Annotated in this window: 18 protein-coding genes, 1 tRNA gene, 1 pseudogene and 1 riboswitch; of the genes and pseudogenes, 10 read left to right on the top strand and 10 right to left on the bottom strand. The window is 56.4% G+C overall.

Annotation, left to right across the window (positions count from 1 at the left end):
- From GFC01_RS16465 to GFC01_RS16450, 4 genes and pseudogenes are all read right to left on the bottom strand, one after another.
- Positions 1 to 448, bottom strand: a pseudogene (locus GFC01_RS16465) (thiazole synthase); the annotation flags it as partial.
- Between the two features lie 15 nt (positions 449 to 463).
- Positions 464 to 658 carry a sulfur carrier protein ThiS gene (gene thiS / locus GFC01_RS16460; RefSeq protein WP_341474060.1) on the bottom strand — a complete coding sequence of 65 codons (195 nt, stop codon included), beginning with the start codon at positions 656 to 658 and terminating at the stop codon, positions 464 to 466.
- A gap of 223 nt (positions 659 to 881) precedes the next feature.
- Positions 882 to 980, bottom strand: a riboswitch (TPP riboswitch).
- Positions 981 to 1,120: 140 nt separating this feature from the next.
- Complete coding sequence (locus GFC01_RS16455; RefSeq protein ID WP_152948247.1) at positions 1,121 to 1,681, bottom strand: chromate transporter; 561 nt, start codon at positions 1,679 to 1,681, stop codon at positions 1,121 to 1,123.
- Positions 1,682 to 2,274: 593 nt separating this feature from the next.
- A complete protein-coding gene (locus GFC01_RS16450) occupies positions 2,275 to 2,964 on the bottom strand; it encodes a GntR family transcriptional regulator (protein WP_341474058.1) in 690 nt (229 codons plus the stop codon).
- Between the two features lie 201 nt (positions 2,965 to 3,165).
- Between GFC01_RS16450 and GFC01_RS16445 the strand changes: the two genes are divergently transcribed.
- On the top strand, positions 3,166 to 3,399 hold the full coding sequence (locus GFC01_RS16445) for a hypothetical protein (protein ID WP_152948242.1): 234 nt from the start codon (positions 3,166 to 3,168) through the stop codon (positions 3,397 to 3,399).
- 59 nt (positions 3,400 to 3,458) lie between these two features.
- Here GFC01_RS16445 and GFC01_RS16440 read toward each other — a convergent pair whose 3' ends face one another.
- Positions 3,459 to 4,970, bottom strand: coding sequence for an MDR family MFS transporter (locus GFC01_RS16440; protein ID WP_194175005.1), 1,512 nt, complete (start codon positions 4,968 to 4,970; stop codon positions 3,459 to 3,461).
- 151 nt (positions 4,971 to 5,121) lie between these two features.
- On the opposite strand from GFC01_RS16440, the gene GFC01_RS16435 reads away from it, so the two are divergent.
- Positions 5,122 to 5,508 (top strand): ADP-ribosylglycohydrolase family protein, encoded by a 387-nt coding sequence (locus tag GFC01_RS16435; RefSeq protein WP_279233503.1) that lies wholly within the window; start codon positions 5,122 to 5,124, stop codon positions 5,506 to 5,508.
- A 61-nt stretch (positions 5,509 to 5,569) separates the two neighbouring features.
- Here the strand turns inward: GFC01_RS16435 and GFC01_RS16430 are convergent, their stop codons facing one another.
- Positions 5,570 to 6,346 (bottom strand): DUF1848 family protein, encoded by a 777-nt coding sequence (locus GFC01_RS16430; RefSeq protein WP_243137654.1) that lies wholly within the window; start codon positions 6,344 to 6,346, stop codon positions 5,570 to 5,572.
- Between the two features lie 270 nt (positions 6,347 to 6,616).
- Between GFC01_RS16430 and GFC01_RS16425 the strand changes: the two genes are divergently transcribed.
- Positions 6,617 to 7,261, top strand: a complete 645-nt coding sequence (locus GFC01_RS16425) for a YkgJ family cysteine cluster protein (RefSeq protein ID WP_152948240.1) — start codon at positions 6,617 to 6,619, stop codon at positions 7,259 to 7,261.
- Here GFC01_RS16425 and GFC01_RS16420 read toward each other — a convergent pair.
- Positions 7,227 to 7,688, bottom strand: coding sequence for a 2-thiouracil desulfurase family protein (locus GFC01_RS16420; protein WP_152948239.1), 462 nt, complete (start codon positions 7,686 to 7,688; stop codon positions 7,227 to 7,229). The two genes, GFC01_RS16425 and GFC01_RS16420, sit on opposite strands and share 35 nt — an antisense overlap.
- A gap of 352 nt (positions 7,689 to 8,040) precedes the next feature.
- On the opposite strand from GFC01_RS16420, the gene GFC01_RS16415 reads away from it, so the two are divergent.
- Together GFC01_RS16415 and GFC01_RS16410 are read left to right on the top strand one after the other, a co-directional pair.
- Positions 8,041 to 8,982: a 3'-5' exoribonuclease YhaM family protein gene (locus GFC01_RS16415; RefSeq protein ID WP_152948238.1), complete on the top strand. Its 942-nt coding sequence runs from the start codon at positions 8,041 to 8,043 to the stop codon at positions 8,980 to 8,982.
- A 164-nt stretch (positions 8,983 to 9,146) separates the two neighbouring features.
- Entirely contained in the window at positions 9,147 to 10,151 is a 1,005-nt protein-coding gene (locus tag GFC01_RS16410; protein WP_341474057.1) for a helix-turn-helix transcriptional regulator, read from the top strand.
- Between the two features lie 473 nt (positions 10,152 to 10,624).
- On the opposite strand, the gene GFC01_RS16405 is transcribed toward GFC01_RS16410, so the two are convergent.
- Together GFC01_RS16405 and GFC01_RS16400 are read right to left on the bottom strand one after the other, a co-directional pair.
- The gene (locus GFC01_RS16405) at positions 10,625 to 10,864 is read right to left on the bottom strand and encodes a type II toxin-antitoxin system MqsA family antitoxin (protein WP_152948237.1); all 240 of its coding nucleotides are present in this window, start codon (positions 10,862 to 10,864) and stop codon (positions 10,625 to 10,627) included.
- Positions 10,854 to 11,132, bottom strand: a complete 279-nt coding sequence (locus GFC01_RS16400; RefSeq protein ID WP_279233504.1) for a DUF4258 domain-containing protein — start codon at positions 11,130 to 11,132, stop codon at positions 10,854 to 10,856. Before GFC01_RS16400 ends, GFC01_RS16405 begins: the two co-directional genes overlap by 11 nt.
- A gap of 245 nt (positions 11,133 to 11,377) precedes the next feature.
- On the opposite strand from GFC01_RS16400, the gene GFC01_RS19855 reads away from it, so the two are divergent.
- Positions 11,378 to 11,500 carry a hypothetical protein gene (locus GFC01_RS19855; RefSeq protein WP_279233502.1) on the top strand — a complete coding sequence of 41 codons (123 nt, stop codon included), beginning with the start codon at positions 11,378 to 11,380 and terminating at the stop codon, positions 11,498 to 11,500.
- A 116-nt stretch (positions 11,501 to 11,616) separates the two neighbouring features.
- Positions 11,617 to 11,835: a hypothetical protein gene (locus tag GFC01_RS16395; protein ID WP_152948235.1), complete on the top strand. Its 219-nt coding sequence runs from the start codon at positions 11,617 to 11,619 to the stop codon at positions 11,833 to 11,835.
- Here GFC01_RS16395 and GFC01_RS16390 read toward each other — a convergent pair.
- Positions 11,814 to 11,896 (bottom strand) — tRNA-Leu (locus tag GFC01_RS16390). The two genes, GFC01_RS16395 and GFC01_RS16390, sit on opposite strands and share 22 nt — an antisense overlap.
- Positions 11,897 to 12,194: 298 nt before the next feature.
- Here GFC01_RS16390 and GFC01_RS16385 point away from each other — a divergent pair.
- The 3 genes from GFC01_RS16385 to GFC01_RS16375 are packed head-to-tail and all read left to right on the top strand — an operon-like array spanning position 12,195 to position 14,528.
- Complete coding sequence (locus tag GFC01_RS16385) at positions 12,195 to 13,262, top strand: PIN domain-containing protein (protein WP_152948234.1); 1,068 nt, start codon at positions 12,195 to 12,197, stop codon at positions 13,260 to 13,262.
- A gap of 41 nt (positions 13,263 to 13,303) precedes the next feature.
- Entirely contained in the window at positions 13,304 to 14,161 is an 858-nt protein-coding gene (locus GFC01_RS16380) for a hypothetical protein (protein ID WP_152948233.1), read from the top strand.
- Positions 14,162 to 14,207: 46 nt separating this feature from the next.
- Complete coding sequence (locus GFC01_RS16375) at positions 14,208 to 14,528, top strand: hypothetical protein (RefSeq protein WP_152948232.1); 321 nt, start codon at positions 14,208 to 14,210, stop codon at positions 14,526 to 14,528.
- Positions 14,529 to 14,578: the final 50 nt, after the last annotated feature.

Below are 14,578 nucleotides of genomic sequence, written 5' to 3'. Positions count from 1 at the left end.
AGGCCGCCGCCCCCGCCTCCACCAGCGCCCTGGCCACCATCAGGTCCGGGCTGACATAGGGCAGCACCACAAAGCCCTCGGCGGCCAGAATCTCCGTGGCCTTCACCGTCTCATAATTGTCCGGCAGCAGGTACCGGTTGTCGGTGATCACCTCAATCTTCACCCAGTTGCCGCAGCCCGCCGCCCGGGCCAGCCTGGCAATGCGCACCGCTTCGGCGGCATTGCGCGCCCCCGATGTGTTGGGCATGAGTATGCACCCCCGGGGAACGAAGGAAGCAATGTTTTCCTCCTCAAAATCCGGATCCACCCGCCTTAAAGCTACCGTCACCACCTGGGCTCCGGAAGCCTCCACCACCCGGGGAATCAGGCTGTTGTTCGCAAATTTACCCGTCCCCAGGAACAGGCGGCTGGTTATTTCCCGGCCGCCGATAACCAGCGGATCGTGCATTTTATCAACCATTTTTTAGCCCCCTCCCACAAAACGTAAGATCTCCAGCCGGTCGCCGTCATTAAGGACAACACCGGGCCACAACTCTTTAGGTACCAGCTCACCGTTATATTCGATGAGCACGGTTTCAGGATTTAATTTTCTTTGGGTCAGCATATCAGCCAGGGTTATTTCATCCGGTAGTTCAGTTTTCTTACCATTGATTACCACCAGCAAAGGAACTCACCTCCTGCCCAATATCTGCCATGCCGCCCGACCTACCGCTTTGCGAAGTATTAACACCAATCCAGAACACGACGACCCTCCGGCAATGGCCGGCGTTGCCGGCAGCCCTTGACCTGGATAAAACTTACTGGCTGAAACCCCCTATGCCTAAAACAAAAAAGCTTACCTCGAAGGTAAGCTAACAATCTAACAGACCCGCAGTATGTAGACAGGTCAAAGGCAGCTTCCCTACGATGGAATTACCCATATCAGGTTCAAAGGGTTGAGATTGCTCTCTCTCAGCCTTGCGGCACCCCTAGCCGGAATTATTCGATTTTCACCCTTCACCCTAATTATATTTGACCATGGCTTGAGCTGTCAATTAAAAAATGGTTAAGAAATAAAGCCGGTTCATTCAACCCCACCCGGCCGCTGAATTTTTCGTTCATCGATAAGGAACCGGATACATCAACCTGCCCGGCCGGATAGAAAGAAGAAACCATAGGTCATGGAGGCCAAGATCAGCGCCAGAGGGTGAACCTTCAGGGCAAATACGGCCACCAGCGCCACCAGGGCAATGATCCAGGTGCTGGGCACCGGAAAAGATTTCACCCCCATCTCCCAGGCCACCTGCACCAGCAGGACAACCACCACCGGGCGCACGCCCCGCAGCATACCCTGGATCTGGGGTGCATCCTTATATTTAAAATACAGTCCCGCCAGGGCCACCATGGCCACTGCCGTGGGCATGACGGTGCCCAGCAGGGCGGAAAGGGCACCCCAGTAGCCGGCGATTTTATAACCAACATAAGCGGCCATCTTGGTGGCAATGGGGCCGGGCAGGGCGTTGCCCATGGCCAGGGCGTCGGTGTATTCCTCGGTGGACAGCCAGTGGTAATTGTCCACCACCTCCTGCTGGATCAGGGGAATGACACTGGGTCCGCCGCCGAAGCCAAAAAGGTTGGCCCGGCCGAAGGCCACGAAAAGCTGCCAGAGGACCGTACCCAGGGCGGCCACGGCGGCGAGCATACCGGCCCCACTGCGGGCGCCGGCTCCGGATGTGACCGCCCGTGCTGTTATTTCCGTTTCTGCCCCCGGCTTCGCCGGGGTGGCTGACCGTCCCGTTATTGCCGCCTCTGCTGCCGATTTCGCCCGGACTGCCGCCGCTGCTGTTCCGGTCAGTGTTTTCCCCGCCCCGATCTTTATTCCTCCCCCTGCCTCCGGTTTTCCCCCGCGCGCTGTTACCGGCACAGCCGTTTCCCCCCGGCCTCCCGTGAACAGTATCGCTGCTGCCCCTACTTCTGCCCCAGCTGCACCTGCCGGACCCGCCGCTGCTACCGGTTTTATTCCCGCTCCCGCCCTCACCCTTCCTGCCGGCTCCTTTGATTCTGCCTGCACTTTTGCCTTTCCGGCAAACATTTCAGGCCCCCCTTTTAACAATGGATCGGTTGGTATACGGTATACCATTTCAATTTCGGAAGCAAATATTAATCACTGGATAAACTAACTAACGGTAAAGTCACCGGGGAAATTTCCCAATTATATTGTCTAAGTGTTTAGCGATTTTCCTCACGGGGAAACCACCGGGACCCGGAAGAAACAGCAAGGAAATTCCCCAAGTGCTAGCGATTTTTCTCCCCGTTGAAGGCCCGGGCAAAAAAGGCCCGGCGGGAATTTTCAATGTGTTCCCGGGCAATTCTTTCGGCCAGCAGGCCGTCCCGCATGGCAATGGCCCGGGCCAGCTGGCGGTGTTCCGCAGCAGCCTCCTCCATCCGGCCGGGGTGGGTATATCCCGTACGGGTAAACCCGGCCACATAGTCCACCAGCGAAGTGATCATCCGGTAGAGGCGCGGGCTGCCGGCAGACCGGTAGATCAGGTCGTTAAACTCCAGATGCAGGTTTTCCAGCCGGTCCGTCTGGCCGCCCTGGATACACCAGTCCATCTGCCGGACCTTTTCTTCCATCTGCCGGATATTCGGCTCATCAATACGTTCCGCCGCCAGGCGGGCGGCCAGCCCTTCCAACACCGCCCGGATGCTGTAAATATCCAGCACTTCCCCGGGGGATAATGCTACGGCCACGGATCCGGACCGGGGCACGTGCCGCACCAGGCCCTCCCGCTCCAGCATGCGGATGGCCTCACGTACGGGTGTGCGGCTGACGCCCAGCTTTTCGGCCAGCTTCCGCTCCACCAGGCGCTGGCCGGACCCGATCTCCCCGGCCAGCAAGGCCTTTTTGAGCTTAATGTATACCATCTCCCGGGTATCCGGGCCCTGGTAAGGTTCAACAGGGGTTAATATTTCCCCACCCACCCTCATCACCTCCCTCATGGTATACCATTTATATTCTTGCTCGAAACAAAAATTCCTTCCCCGAGAATTGTTTTTAGATCTGGCGTTCTTTATTTCCATGACGCCGGAAGAAAGGCCGTCCTTGCACGGTTCACGGGGGTATTTTCTGCGCCCGGAAGGACAGGCTAAGGATAAACCATGTCAAAAAGAGGTGGTGTGCCCATGCCGGAAGCTGAAAAATTCCGCTCCGTAAAAGCTGAAGATTTGCGCCGGGTTACCGCTGAAGGTTTGCGCCATGTTGATGCCGGGGACCTGCGGGATGCGGCAGCAGAGGAACTGGCAGGGCTGTGCGAGGCGCCGGGAGATCCTGGCTGTGCCGGCCAGCTGGAAGCGGCGGCCCGGGACAGGCAGATGTTAAATAACACCGATTTTCTTTCCCGCAGCCCCCGGGAATAACCAGATGGCCGCCCGTAAGGGCGGCCATGGTAAGCCGGTTCCTTCCCCTATTCCAGCCCCTATTCCAGCGCCGGCTGTTCTTCCCAGCGCGTGCGCAGTTCACGGTCCTGCAGGAACAGGGAGGCCACAAAACCCCCGGCCAGGAGAACGGCCCCGATATGAAAACCATGGGTAATGCTTAAGGAAAACATCCCCTTTAAAATGGCCAGATGGGGATCACCGGGCGCCTGCATCAGCCTGCCAATAACCTGGCCCGGGTCGATTTGGGCCGGCGTCCCGGGTGGCATAAGGGCCGCCAGGCGGTGGTTCAAATCGGTGAGAACGATATTGCCCACCAGGGCGCTGCCGAAAACACCGCCGATGCTGCGGAAAAGCTGGGAGGCGGCCGTTACCGTCCCCAGGTGGGTGCGCTGGACCGTATTCTGCACGGCCACGGTAAAGGTGGGCATGGCCATACCCATTCCGCTGCCGGCTACAATCATGCCGGTCACCACCATGCCATGGGTGGCGCTTACCGGCAACCGGCCGAGGTAGTACATGCCCAGGGTGGCCACGGCCAGACCCATGACAGCAAGTATTTTATAGTGGCGCAGCCGGGAGATCAATTGACCGCTGATCACGGCCGCCACCATGAGGGAGAGCATCATGGGGGTGAGCAGCGTTCCCGAATAGGTGGCGCTGACACCGGTAACGATCTGCAAATACATGGGCAGGTAAAGGGTAATGGCGAACATGCCCAGGGTAACCAGAAAAAGTGTGGCGGTGGAAACCACGAAAATGTTATTCCGCCACAGCCAGCCGGGCAGCAGCGGCTCTTCCGCCCGCTGGTCCACCAGGAAAAAGAGAACACCGGCCAGGAAAGCGGCGCCAAAACCGGCCAGCACCCGGTGGGTGGTCCAGCTCAAATCCTGCTGGGCAAAGGTCAGGGCCAGCAAAAGGCCCACCAGGGTAACGGTCAACAGCGCCGGGCTCCAGTAATTGATCCGGGGCTTTTCCTCCGCCCGGTAGGACGGCAGGGCGTAAAAAAGCAGCACAAAGGCCAGCAGGCCGAAGGGCGCGCTCACATAGAATACCCAGCGCCAGCTCCAGTAATCCGTAATCCACCCGCCCAGGGTGGGGCCCAGGAGGGTGGCCAGGGCAAAGACACTCATCATAATCCCCTGCCAGCGCCCCCGCTGGGCAGGAGGGAAAAGATCTCCCACCGTAATGGTGTTCATGGCCATCAACATCCCGCCGCCCAGACCCTGTACCCCCCGGGCGGCAATAAGCCAGTGCATGGTGTGGGCCAGCCCGGAAGCCCAGGATCCCAGCAGGAAAAGGGCCACGCCCACCAGGAAAAAGGGCCGCCGCCCCCGGAGATCGGAAAATTTGCCGGCCAGGGGCACCACCACCGTGGACGTGAGTATGTAGGCCGCGGCCAGCCAGCTGTACAGATCCAGCCCGCCCAGATCGGCCACAATCCGGGGCATGGCCGTGGATACCACCGTCTGGTTTACAGCTGAAGTAAGCATGGTTACCAGGAGGGCAACCAGCAGCATCCTCCTCCTGCTGCCCGTCAGCGACCCGATCATCCAGAACATTCCTCCCCTGCTTATATTATGAACTACTTAGTTAAACACATTAATTATTATACCTCTGAAGGATTAAAAATACAAAGGTATTGACTTCCAATAGAGCGGCAGAAAAAACAAAAAAGTATGGACATATTCCCCGCCAGGCCCGATGCGCATTTTGCCGGCGGCGCTGTACTTTGCCGGAAGCGAAGGGGAGGCAATGCGTGAAGCCATCTGCAAAATATCCTGCCTCACCCACCGGCACCCGCGCAGCCAGCTGGCCTGCTTCCTTTATACCCTGCTGGTCAAGGATCTGCTCGCCGGAAATACCCCGGGGGCGGCCTACGAAAAAATGAGGGAAAGGGCTCCTGAACTGTGCGCCAAAACTGCCCTGGCCGGGGAATTGCCCCATTTTGAGCGCATTTTAAACGGCTCACTGCCCGGCCTTCCCGAAAGGGAAATCCGCTCCGACGGCTATGTGGTCAGCACCCTGGCCACCAGTTCACCAGGTTCTGGCAAAGGCAAGACGGTCCTGACGACAAGCCAGCTGACATAAATGAAAATTGTTCCCTTTACCTAACACCTAAGTAAACAATGACGCGCGGGTTTACCGGAGTTTATACCGGGTTGGCGTAACAATACAAGCAGCCAGAGGGGCAGCGCATGTTATACCAGCCGATGTCCACACTGTGGGTGCAACCGCAAAGTGCCCGTTGTCCGGCGGCCTTATCCATACGGCACCGTTCTCCCTGCGGGTGCAGACGGGTAAGCAGCTCCCCGTCAATACATCTGGAGATGGGAAACCCGGGCACGGCACAGGTATACAACGTACCGCCCCTTTCCCGGACCATGGCGGATAAATGGTTGATCACCCGCTGTTTTGCCCCCGGGGAAAGGCCAATGGCTTTGAAGCCGTGAGCTTTTAAACGGGCATATACTTTGGGGTATGCTTCCATAAAGGAAGTGGAAAAGGTACGGATACCTGCCTCCAGTGCGCGGTTGAGGATCATTTCCACCCGGGCCAGGTTGGAAAACCTGGTTCCTTTATATTCCAGGAAGACCAGGGGGTCCACCCGTAAGCGTACCCGTTCCGCACCACCGGCAAAGCCGGCCAGGGCGGGAAGCAGGGCCACCGTTTCTTCCCACGGCGGGACTTTTGGTTCCAGGGGGGTACCGCCAAGACCGGTGATGGTGATCTGGCAGTAGATCTGATCGTATTGTTTTAAAACGTCCCGGTACGGCGCGGTGAGGATTGCCTGCGGGAATTTGGTCCACAATACCACCGTGTGAACATCGGCCGGCGGATATTTTTGTTGTAATATGGTGATAAACTTTTCCGCATGCCAGCGCGGATCCGTCCGGCGGGACATGCTGATAATTTTTTTTGTGGGCAATTCTTATTCCTTCCCTTTGTTAGTGCCGTGGCGTACAATTAATGTGTGTCAACGGTCTACTCCAACGACAGGCTTTGATCGTAACGGAATTACGCGGTTATGATAAATCTTACCTCATCCCCGGCACAGAGGAGAAACGATTGGGGGCGACGAATAAATAATCTGGATGACAGTGGAGTTAACCCGGCAATGCCTGGACCATAGTCCAGGAGATTTTCCGGAATGAAGACGGAACTTTAAATAATTACCGGCAGGCAAGGGGGCAAAAAATTGAGCCATCAGGAAAGAGATCATTGTATACGGTGCGGCACCTGCTGCCTGAAAGGGGGGCCGGTGCTCCACCACGAAGATAAGCGGCTATTGCGCGATGGACATATCGGATATCAGAACCTGGTAACCATACGCAAAGGCGAAAGGGCTTACGATCCATTCACTGATACCGTAAAGCCGGTGGCGCAGGAGCTGATCAAGGTACGGGGCGCGGGCAAGGAATGGTCCTGCTGCTTTTATGATCCCCAGCATTCCGCCTGCACCATTTACGAGCACCGCTTTTTCGAGTGCCGCCTGTTGAACTGCTGGGACCCCGCCCCACTGGTGGACGCAGCCGGTAAAAACACCATCACCCGGGCCGATATCATCAATGCCCATGACCCGATCCTGGAGGTCATTGCAATGCATGAGCAGGTTTGCCCGTATGACGAGGTGGAAGAACTGCTGGCCGGATTGTCCCGGGAAGAGGAAAAGGCGGAGGTAAAGGCCAGGTTAAATGATCTGGTGCGCAAAGACCTGGCCATCAGGGAATATGCCCTCTCCGAGCTGGGCCTGCGGGGAGAGTTTGAACTGTTCATTTTCGGCCGCCCGTTATTTAAAGTGCTGGGCGCTATAACTTCAGCCGGTGCACTTCTTCCTCGGTAAAAATCTCTACGCCCGCTTTCAGCAGCAGGGCCGCGGTCACGCCGTGGCCCTGCTTTAACTTTCCGGTAAAGGTACCGTCGTGAATCCAGCGGTACCCGCAGGAAGGGCTGCGGGCCTTTAAAACGGCTTTCCGGATGCCGTACTTTTCAGCGATACGTAAGGCCTCCCGCGCCCCCTGGAGAAAAGCCCGGGTGACATCGACCCCGTGGCAATTGATCGCCCTGCCCCGGCCCACCAGCACGTCGGTACCCGTACCGCCGGTGATTTCCACCGGCGGTCGGGGTACGGCCAGGCCGCCGAGACACTCCGGACAAACCGTTACCGCCCGCCCCTCCCGCACCAGCTTTTCCACTGCCGCGCAGGTACGCGCCCGCCCGTCATAGGCACAGGCTTCCCCGGCCAGGCAGGCGCTGACCAGATATTCCATGGACAGCAACCCCGTTTCTTAGCTTCACCACAGACGAATGGTTTTTCCGGGAAAACCCCGGATCCAGCTTTAGTTATGTTTTTCCAGTTGCGATATTTCAGTGGCATCAAAATCAAGCTTAACGAACACCCCCATTATTGTCAACCTGTGGTTCTACGGACATACTGCTGCCCGGACCGCTGGCCTTTATTATTATTGAAGTAACTGCCCAATTCAAATAAAGTTTTTGTTATGCCGACGGACAAAAGTATGTCACGTCCACCTGATACAATAGGTACCTGAAATCAAAGCGGTGGAGCAGTTGCTGGAAAGGCTATAGTTCCTTTAGATACTTTTATCGAGGGAGATCAAAATGACCGAACTGCTGGTTAACCAGATCCGACCCGGGATGAGCGTGGACGGGGTATTTGCGCTGAAGGTAAAGAAGCTTCTCCCCTACCGGGAGGCGCCGGGAAACTTCCTGGCCGTCGTGCTGGGAGACCGGACCGGCCAGGTGGAAGGGCGGCTCTGGGAAGGGGCTGAAGAAGCCTGCGCCCGCCTGAAGGTGGGGGACATCGTTGCCGTAAAAGCGCAGGCCGTGGAGTATAACGGATCAGTGCAACTGCGCATCGATTCCATCATCAAAGAAAATGGACAGATGAACCCGGCCAAATTCATCCCCGCAGCGGAAGGACTGGCAGAGGCAAAGGAGAGGCTTCACCGGTTGATTGCTTCCCTCGCCAATGAAAAATTAAAATCCCTCCTCTCCCTCCTTTTTTCCGAAAAGGATTTTTACGAGGCCTTCTGCCAGGCCCCAGCCGCAGCTCAGTACCACCACGCCCTTCTGGGCGGGCTTCTGGTCCACAGCGTCACCGTGGCCGCGGCCGCGGATAACGTGGCCAGGAACTACCCCTGTGCCGACCGGGACCTGCTGGTGGCCGGAGCCATCCTGCACGACATTGGCAAGGTACGGGAGTACCGCTGCCGCGGCGCCGTGGAGCAGACCGACGAAGGGCGGCTTTTGGGGCACATCGTCTCCGGCGCGCTGCTCCTGGACCGTGCCATTGAGAGGGTGCCGGACTTTCCGGAAGACCTGCGCTTAAAGCTATTGCACATGATCATCAGCCACCACGGGCGCTACGAGTGGCAGTCGCCCAAGCGGCCCAAATTTTTGGAAGCGGCGCTGTTACACCAGCTGGACATGCTGGACGCCCAGGCGGACATGTTCTCCCGCGCCGCCGCCGGCCGGGAGGATAAGGATTCCCCCTGGACGGGCTGGGTGAAGGGGCTGGAAAGGAACGTTTACTGTGGGTGAATATACAGGGCCGATTATTTGGAACATTAGCCAAAAAGCAATATCCCGGCAGGAAAATTGTAGTATCCCGGCGAAATTACGTAAAGAAATGAACCGGCCAACCTTCTTTTGCTTACGGAATTTTTGCAGCAGATGATAATAATTGTCCGCCGGGAGTGTCCGCCGTGCCGGGAAGAGCAAAAAAAGACGCCACGCGGGGCTTAAGGCTGAACATGATCATCGACCAGCTTAACAAAAAGACCCCCTACGGCGGCGTCACTGTCAAAGAGCTGGCCGAAAAATTTGAAGTGAGCGAGCGCCAGATTTACCGGGACTTAAATACCATTGAAAACCACCTGCGCGTTCCCCTGGTCCGCCATGAGACCGGCAAAACCGTGCGTGTGAGCATAAAAGCCGGCTACCTGCCCGGTTTAAGCCCCGAAAAAGCAACGGTCATTTTTTTGAGCCTGCTCCAGCAAAAAGGCTCCGCCCTCTCGGGCCACATTAACGAAATCAAAGACGCCATCGTTTCCACCCTCTTCAAGTACCACTATGACCCCAAAGAACTGGCCGTGGAAAAGCTCCAAAAACGCATCCACATCGTGGAAGAAACCTTGACCGATCCGGAGAAGGTCGGCGGCCTCTTCGCAGCGCTGGTGCAGGCCATTAAAGATTCGCACCGGGTGAAGCTCTGGTACTACACCACCCACAGCGGGGAAGAAACCGAACGGGTGGTGGAACCCTACGGACTGATCTGCAAGCACCAGAACTGGTACCTGGTCGGCCGCTGTCTGATGCGGGACGATGTCCGGGTATTCCGGGTCGATCAGATTAAAGACGTCTTTCCTTATACATGCGAACATTTCGTATATCCTGCAGACTTTTCCCTCCCCGACTATATGGCCTCAAGCTGGGGCGTAATTAACGACGGAAAAGTATGCCGGGTCCTGCTCAAATTTAACAAACGGGTTGCCCACCGGGTCAAAAACGTACGCTACCACCCTTCCCAGCAGATCGAAGAAGAGCTTCCAGACGGTTCGGCAGTGGTTTCCTTCGCGGCCTGCGGCCTCACCGAGATGGTGGGCTGGTTGTTTCAGTGGGGGGACATGGTGGAAGTGTTGGAACCGGCCTGGTTGCGGGAGGAAATGCGCGCGCTGGCGGAGAGGGTCGCCCAGGTTTATCAAGTTTGATAAATAATGGTTTACTATCAGAACATTTATCCAGCTAGAAAGCTCCTGATATCGCAGTATTTCGCGATTCTTAAGCATCCCTCCTACACCGGCTCAAAAGAAATTGGGCAGTACTTGGGCAGGGTTTTCCAGCAGTCCAAAGATAAAAAAAGCGAGGAGCATTGAATCTCCTCGCGTGTCATTTCGTTGAAAAAGTCGTCGTTTTTAAGATAGAGCCAAAGTTGTGTTGAAGACATCTTTAGGCACAGGTGGTGTCGGAAGGCCGACTTTAATTAATCCGCCCACCGGTAGATAAACATTCATCAGTTTTATCTGTCCCCATTTACAAGCCGCAAATAGGATAGGTCGGGGCTTTTCCTTTTGCTTTGTCCCCGGACAAGGACAGAACCTTATACGCACTCTGGGTAACCGGACCCCGCGCGTGGCCACCGGTAGTACTGGTAGGGTCCAGTCAGGTTCGGATCGGATTCACGTTACGCAGGCTGACCATACATGTATACAGGCACTTGAATGACCCTTTTTGCCTGGGGAGGTTTCTCCTTCATTTTGTCCAGTTCTTTGACAACCTCAGCGTCAAAGTATTGTTCCCCGCAATTCTCGCAAACCCAGGCCGGAACGTTCTCGACCAGGGTAAGTGTATCACCCCACCAGTTCTCGGCAACAACAAATTTTTTTACAGTGGGATTCCCACATTGAAAACATTTAGTCACCATCCTGATCCCCCTTTCCGCGAGTACGCTCATCAATCCATTTTGGAGGTTCGGGAAAATAGACCGTAATAATTATTAGTGTGCCCGAAGGATCAATCCCGCAAACAGCGTGCGCCGGCCTACCCGGCCCGATATACCCGAGGACCAGGCAGCTATGCCCTCGGACATCCTCTGGGTAATCCTCAATAATCACACCATTCGCGATAGCCATGATCACATCAGTGTCCTTAACCTTTCTTTGGCCGGCCCGCACACGCGCATGTTTGGACATGGCCCAGTTCCCGCTTAATATTTTCTCCCTGATCAGGTTGCTATCCATAAAACCTGCCCTGGCGTAAAATCTTTTTCTTAATGACGGTAAACAAAATTGTTCCCTGTTTTCCCTGCTTGATCATATCACATCCCGAAGACAGAGTAAACAATGGCGCGCGGTTTTGACCTATTTTTCCCGAATATGCGGGAGGCGGCCTGTACCACACGGAAACGTGGCGAGGAAAGCACGACAGGCAACGGGGAATGTGCCCCATCGGAGCGGCGGAAGTGGCTGCGGCCGGCCGGACACCGGAAGAAAAGCGATGGTGCGCCGCCCATCCGGCGAACAACAATTGGTTGAAGGAATTCCCCGAACACGATCAGTAAAAAGATGCGTTTTAAAAAGACATAATTCAAAAATTACCCTTTCTTTCCAGAGTTCGATCATATCACACCACAAAAACAAAGTAAATGATGGAGCGCGGTTCTGACCGGGATTTACATTGATCCGGCCGATGCCTTTTCTGAACCCGTCCCAACCCCTTTTCGGAGGAAAGCGAGGAAATGGTGATGCAGTCTTTATCCACCGGGGGAACTCCCTGGTCAAAAAGAAAATCGTGGACCTGTATGTCCACGAAATCAAGGTTTTTGCTGATAGAATTGATGTGGTGCTGAAGATTGATCTGGGTGCGGATAAGGGTGGTGTCGGAGGCGGGACTTGAACCCGCACGGTTTCCCACACGCCCCTCAAACGTGCGCGTCTGCCTATTCCGCCACTCCGACATGTGCATAATACATTATATGTCTCGAAAAATGTTCTGTCAAGGGTATAATATTATCGTCGGGGCTGCCCGGAGGGAGCACTGGTGCGGCACTCTAAAAAGCCAGATATGACCCGGCCATTCCCCTTTACGCCGGGTCTTAGGCCCACAAAGTAGAAAAAGGCAAATAGCATCCTTAAAGGCGCTGCACCCACGGGGGCCAAACCCTGAATCTGTAGTTATTATAATTTTACGTAACACAGAAGGATGAAGGAAAGGAAAGGAAAGGAAAGGAAAGGAAAGGAAAGGAAAGATTTTTTATGCCCAATTCCATATGGCTTTACCGCCTTTACGACGTGGCCGAAGAAATCCGCCTGGACCGGGTGGAACAGACCCTGGCCCATACCAAGCCCACCTCCCGCCTGCGCCTGTCCCGCATCCGCCTGAAATCCGTTCATATTCCCAATCCGCCGGTGACGGTGGAACTGGGGGAAGAGCGTTTAAATCTGGGCTCGCGGGATTTCCGGGTGCGCTTCACCGGCAAGGTCTACGACCTGGGCGTTATCAGTTTGATCATGCACATTTTGCTGCCCACCGACGCCGCCTACCGGACCATTCTGGATCTGGCCGTTTATCTCTATGAAAATGATCAGCCTATAGAAGGAATTTTCCAGGCCAAGCTGGAAGAAATACAGAAAAGCCTGGCCGGGGCCATGATCGGCCCGGGGCTGACAGGGGCCGAGGAGGACTATACCCTGTTTTTCTTCCAGGAATGGCGGCAGGACTGGGACCCGGTGCCCCTTCTGCTGGCTGAAAAGGAAGCCATCGGTCCCCAGGTGCGCAAGGAAACCCTGCAGCATTCCTTTTCCTACGGGCCGGAGGATCTGGCCATTATCACCTGGGCTTCGGCACTGGTTTACGACGCCGCGGGCAGCCACGACATCCCGGACCTTCTGGAGTTTGCCCTGACCCAGCTGCTGGAACTGCGCTATTACGACGATTTGCTCAGCAACGAGATGGCCAGAATGTACGACGCCATTGAAGAGGCGGAAAGGGTAACCCAGCTCCGCCGCCTGGGCCAGTACCGGCACATCATGAACCGGCTGATGGAACTGGTGGTGGACATAAACGAAATCATGGAGCGGATTCAAAACTCCCTGAAGATTACCGAGGACGTGTTTTACGCCCGGGTTTACGGGGCGGCCCTGGCCGTATTCCGCACCAGGGCCTGGGTGGAAAGCATCCAGCGCAAGCTTTCGGTGGTCATGCAAAACTATACCATGCTCAGCAACCGGCTGGTGAACCAGCAATCAACGTTACTGGAACTGGCCATTGTCATTCTCTTCCTTCTGGAAATCCTGCTGGCCCTGCCCGGCCTCTTCCACTGACCGCCATAGCCAAAAATCCAGAGCTCAAGGGGGTGGTGCCGGTGAACACGGGCAATCTCATGGATCTGGCCGCGGTATGCCGGGTGCTGGGAGTGACGCCGGACCGGGTTCGCCGTTTGGCGCAGGAGGGTTTTCTGGAAACCGCCCGCTCCAGCCGCACCCGCAACGGGGAGAAACCACTCTTTGCAGTGCCCCAGGTGATGGCCCTGGTGCCGGAGATGCCCCGCATTTTAAGCCGCTGGGCTTCCGAGGACAACGCCCGCCTGGGCGCCCGGCGGGCCGGGATTAACCGGGCACACCTGCCCCGCCGGGTGTCCCGGCTGCGCCGGCAAAAGGATGAGTTCCTGGCCTCCCTGGAGGAACTGCCGCCAAAAACGGCGCGGCTGTTGCGGGCCGCCTATTATCTTTTCCACCTCAATCATTATGCCAAGGACGGCCACTCCTACCTTTACGACCTGAAGGGACGGGTACTGCGCTCCTTTGTCCGACATTTCACTGCGGAGGACGGCCTGCAGGTGGCTTTCATCGCCGCCGAAAGCCGGGTGTTGCTGTGCCCCTCCTGCCGGAGCCGGGCACGCAGCCAGGGGCTTAATTACGCCGACTATGCCCGCCTGTACGGCGGATGTTCCCGCTGCCGGAAAGATCCCCGTTACTACGACCTGTATGAGTTCATCATCAACCGGGAGGAACACCGCTTTATTTTCCACACGCCCTACGCCCTGGCCCGGCGCTGGATAAGACAGGGGTTTACCGTTCCCACCCGGTACAGTCACCGGCACCGGGAGGCCGGATATACCTTCGGCCGGCCCGTAACCGGCCCGGAAGCCCGGGCCGTTCCCCTGACCGAAGTGATTGAGGAACTGGAGCAATTTGTGGAGCAATTTTCAACCGGGGACTAAAGAGGACGGCATGAATGAATGAATATTATTTAAACGGGTTTCCGAGGTGATCCAGATGACCCCCGATGTGCATAATTTACTGGCCTTCCTTTCCAACCTGGTTAATAAACCCCTGCCGGAAATCAGACAGGCCTGCGCCCAAAAAATTTACAGCATGGAAGTGACCGGCAACCCCGACCGGCAGCTGGTGGAACATTTGAAATCCATGATTTTGCTCATCCGCCACCTGCGTCGGCCTCCCCTGGCCCGGGATCAGGAAGTTCGCCAGGCGCTGATTGACTTTTTCACCCAGGTATACCAGCACGATCCCCGGGCAAAACATGTGCTGGCCGTGCTCCAAAAGGAAGATCCCAAACCAAAGCCGTGAATGTTCCCGGCCCCCGGGGGCCGGGAACATTCACGGCCACCCACCTCCCC

This window comes from Desulfofundulus thermobenzoicus (genome assembly GCF_009428905.1).
Taxonomy (GTDB): Bacteria; Bacillota; Desulfotomaculia; order Desulfotomaculales; family Desulfovirgulaceae; genus Desulfofundulus_A; species Desulfofundulus_A thermobenzoicus.
Note: the sequence above shows the minus strand (reverse complement) of the source record. Positions and strands in the feature narration are given on the sequence as shown.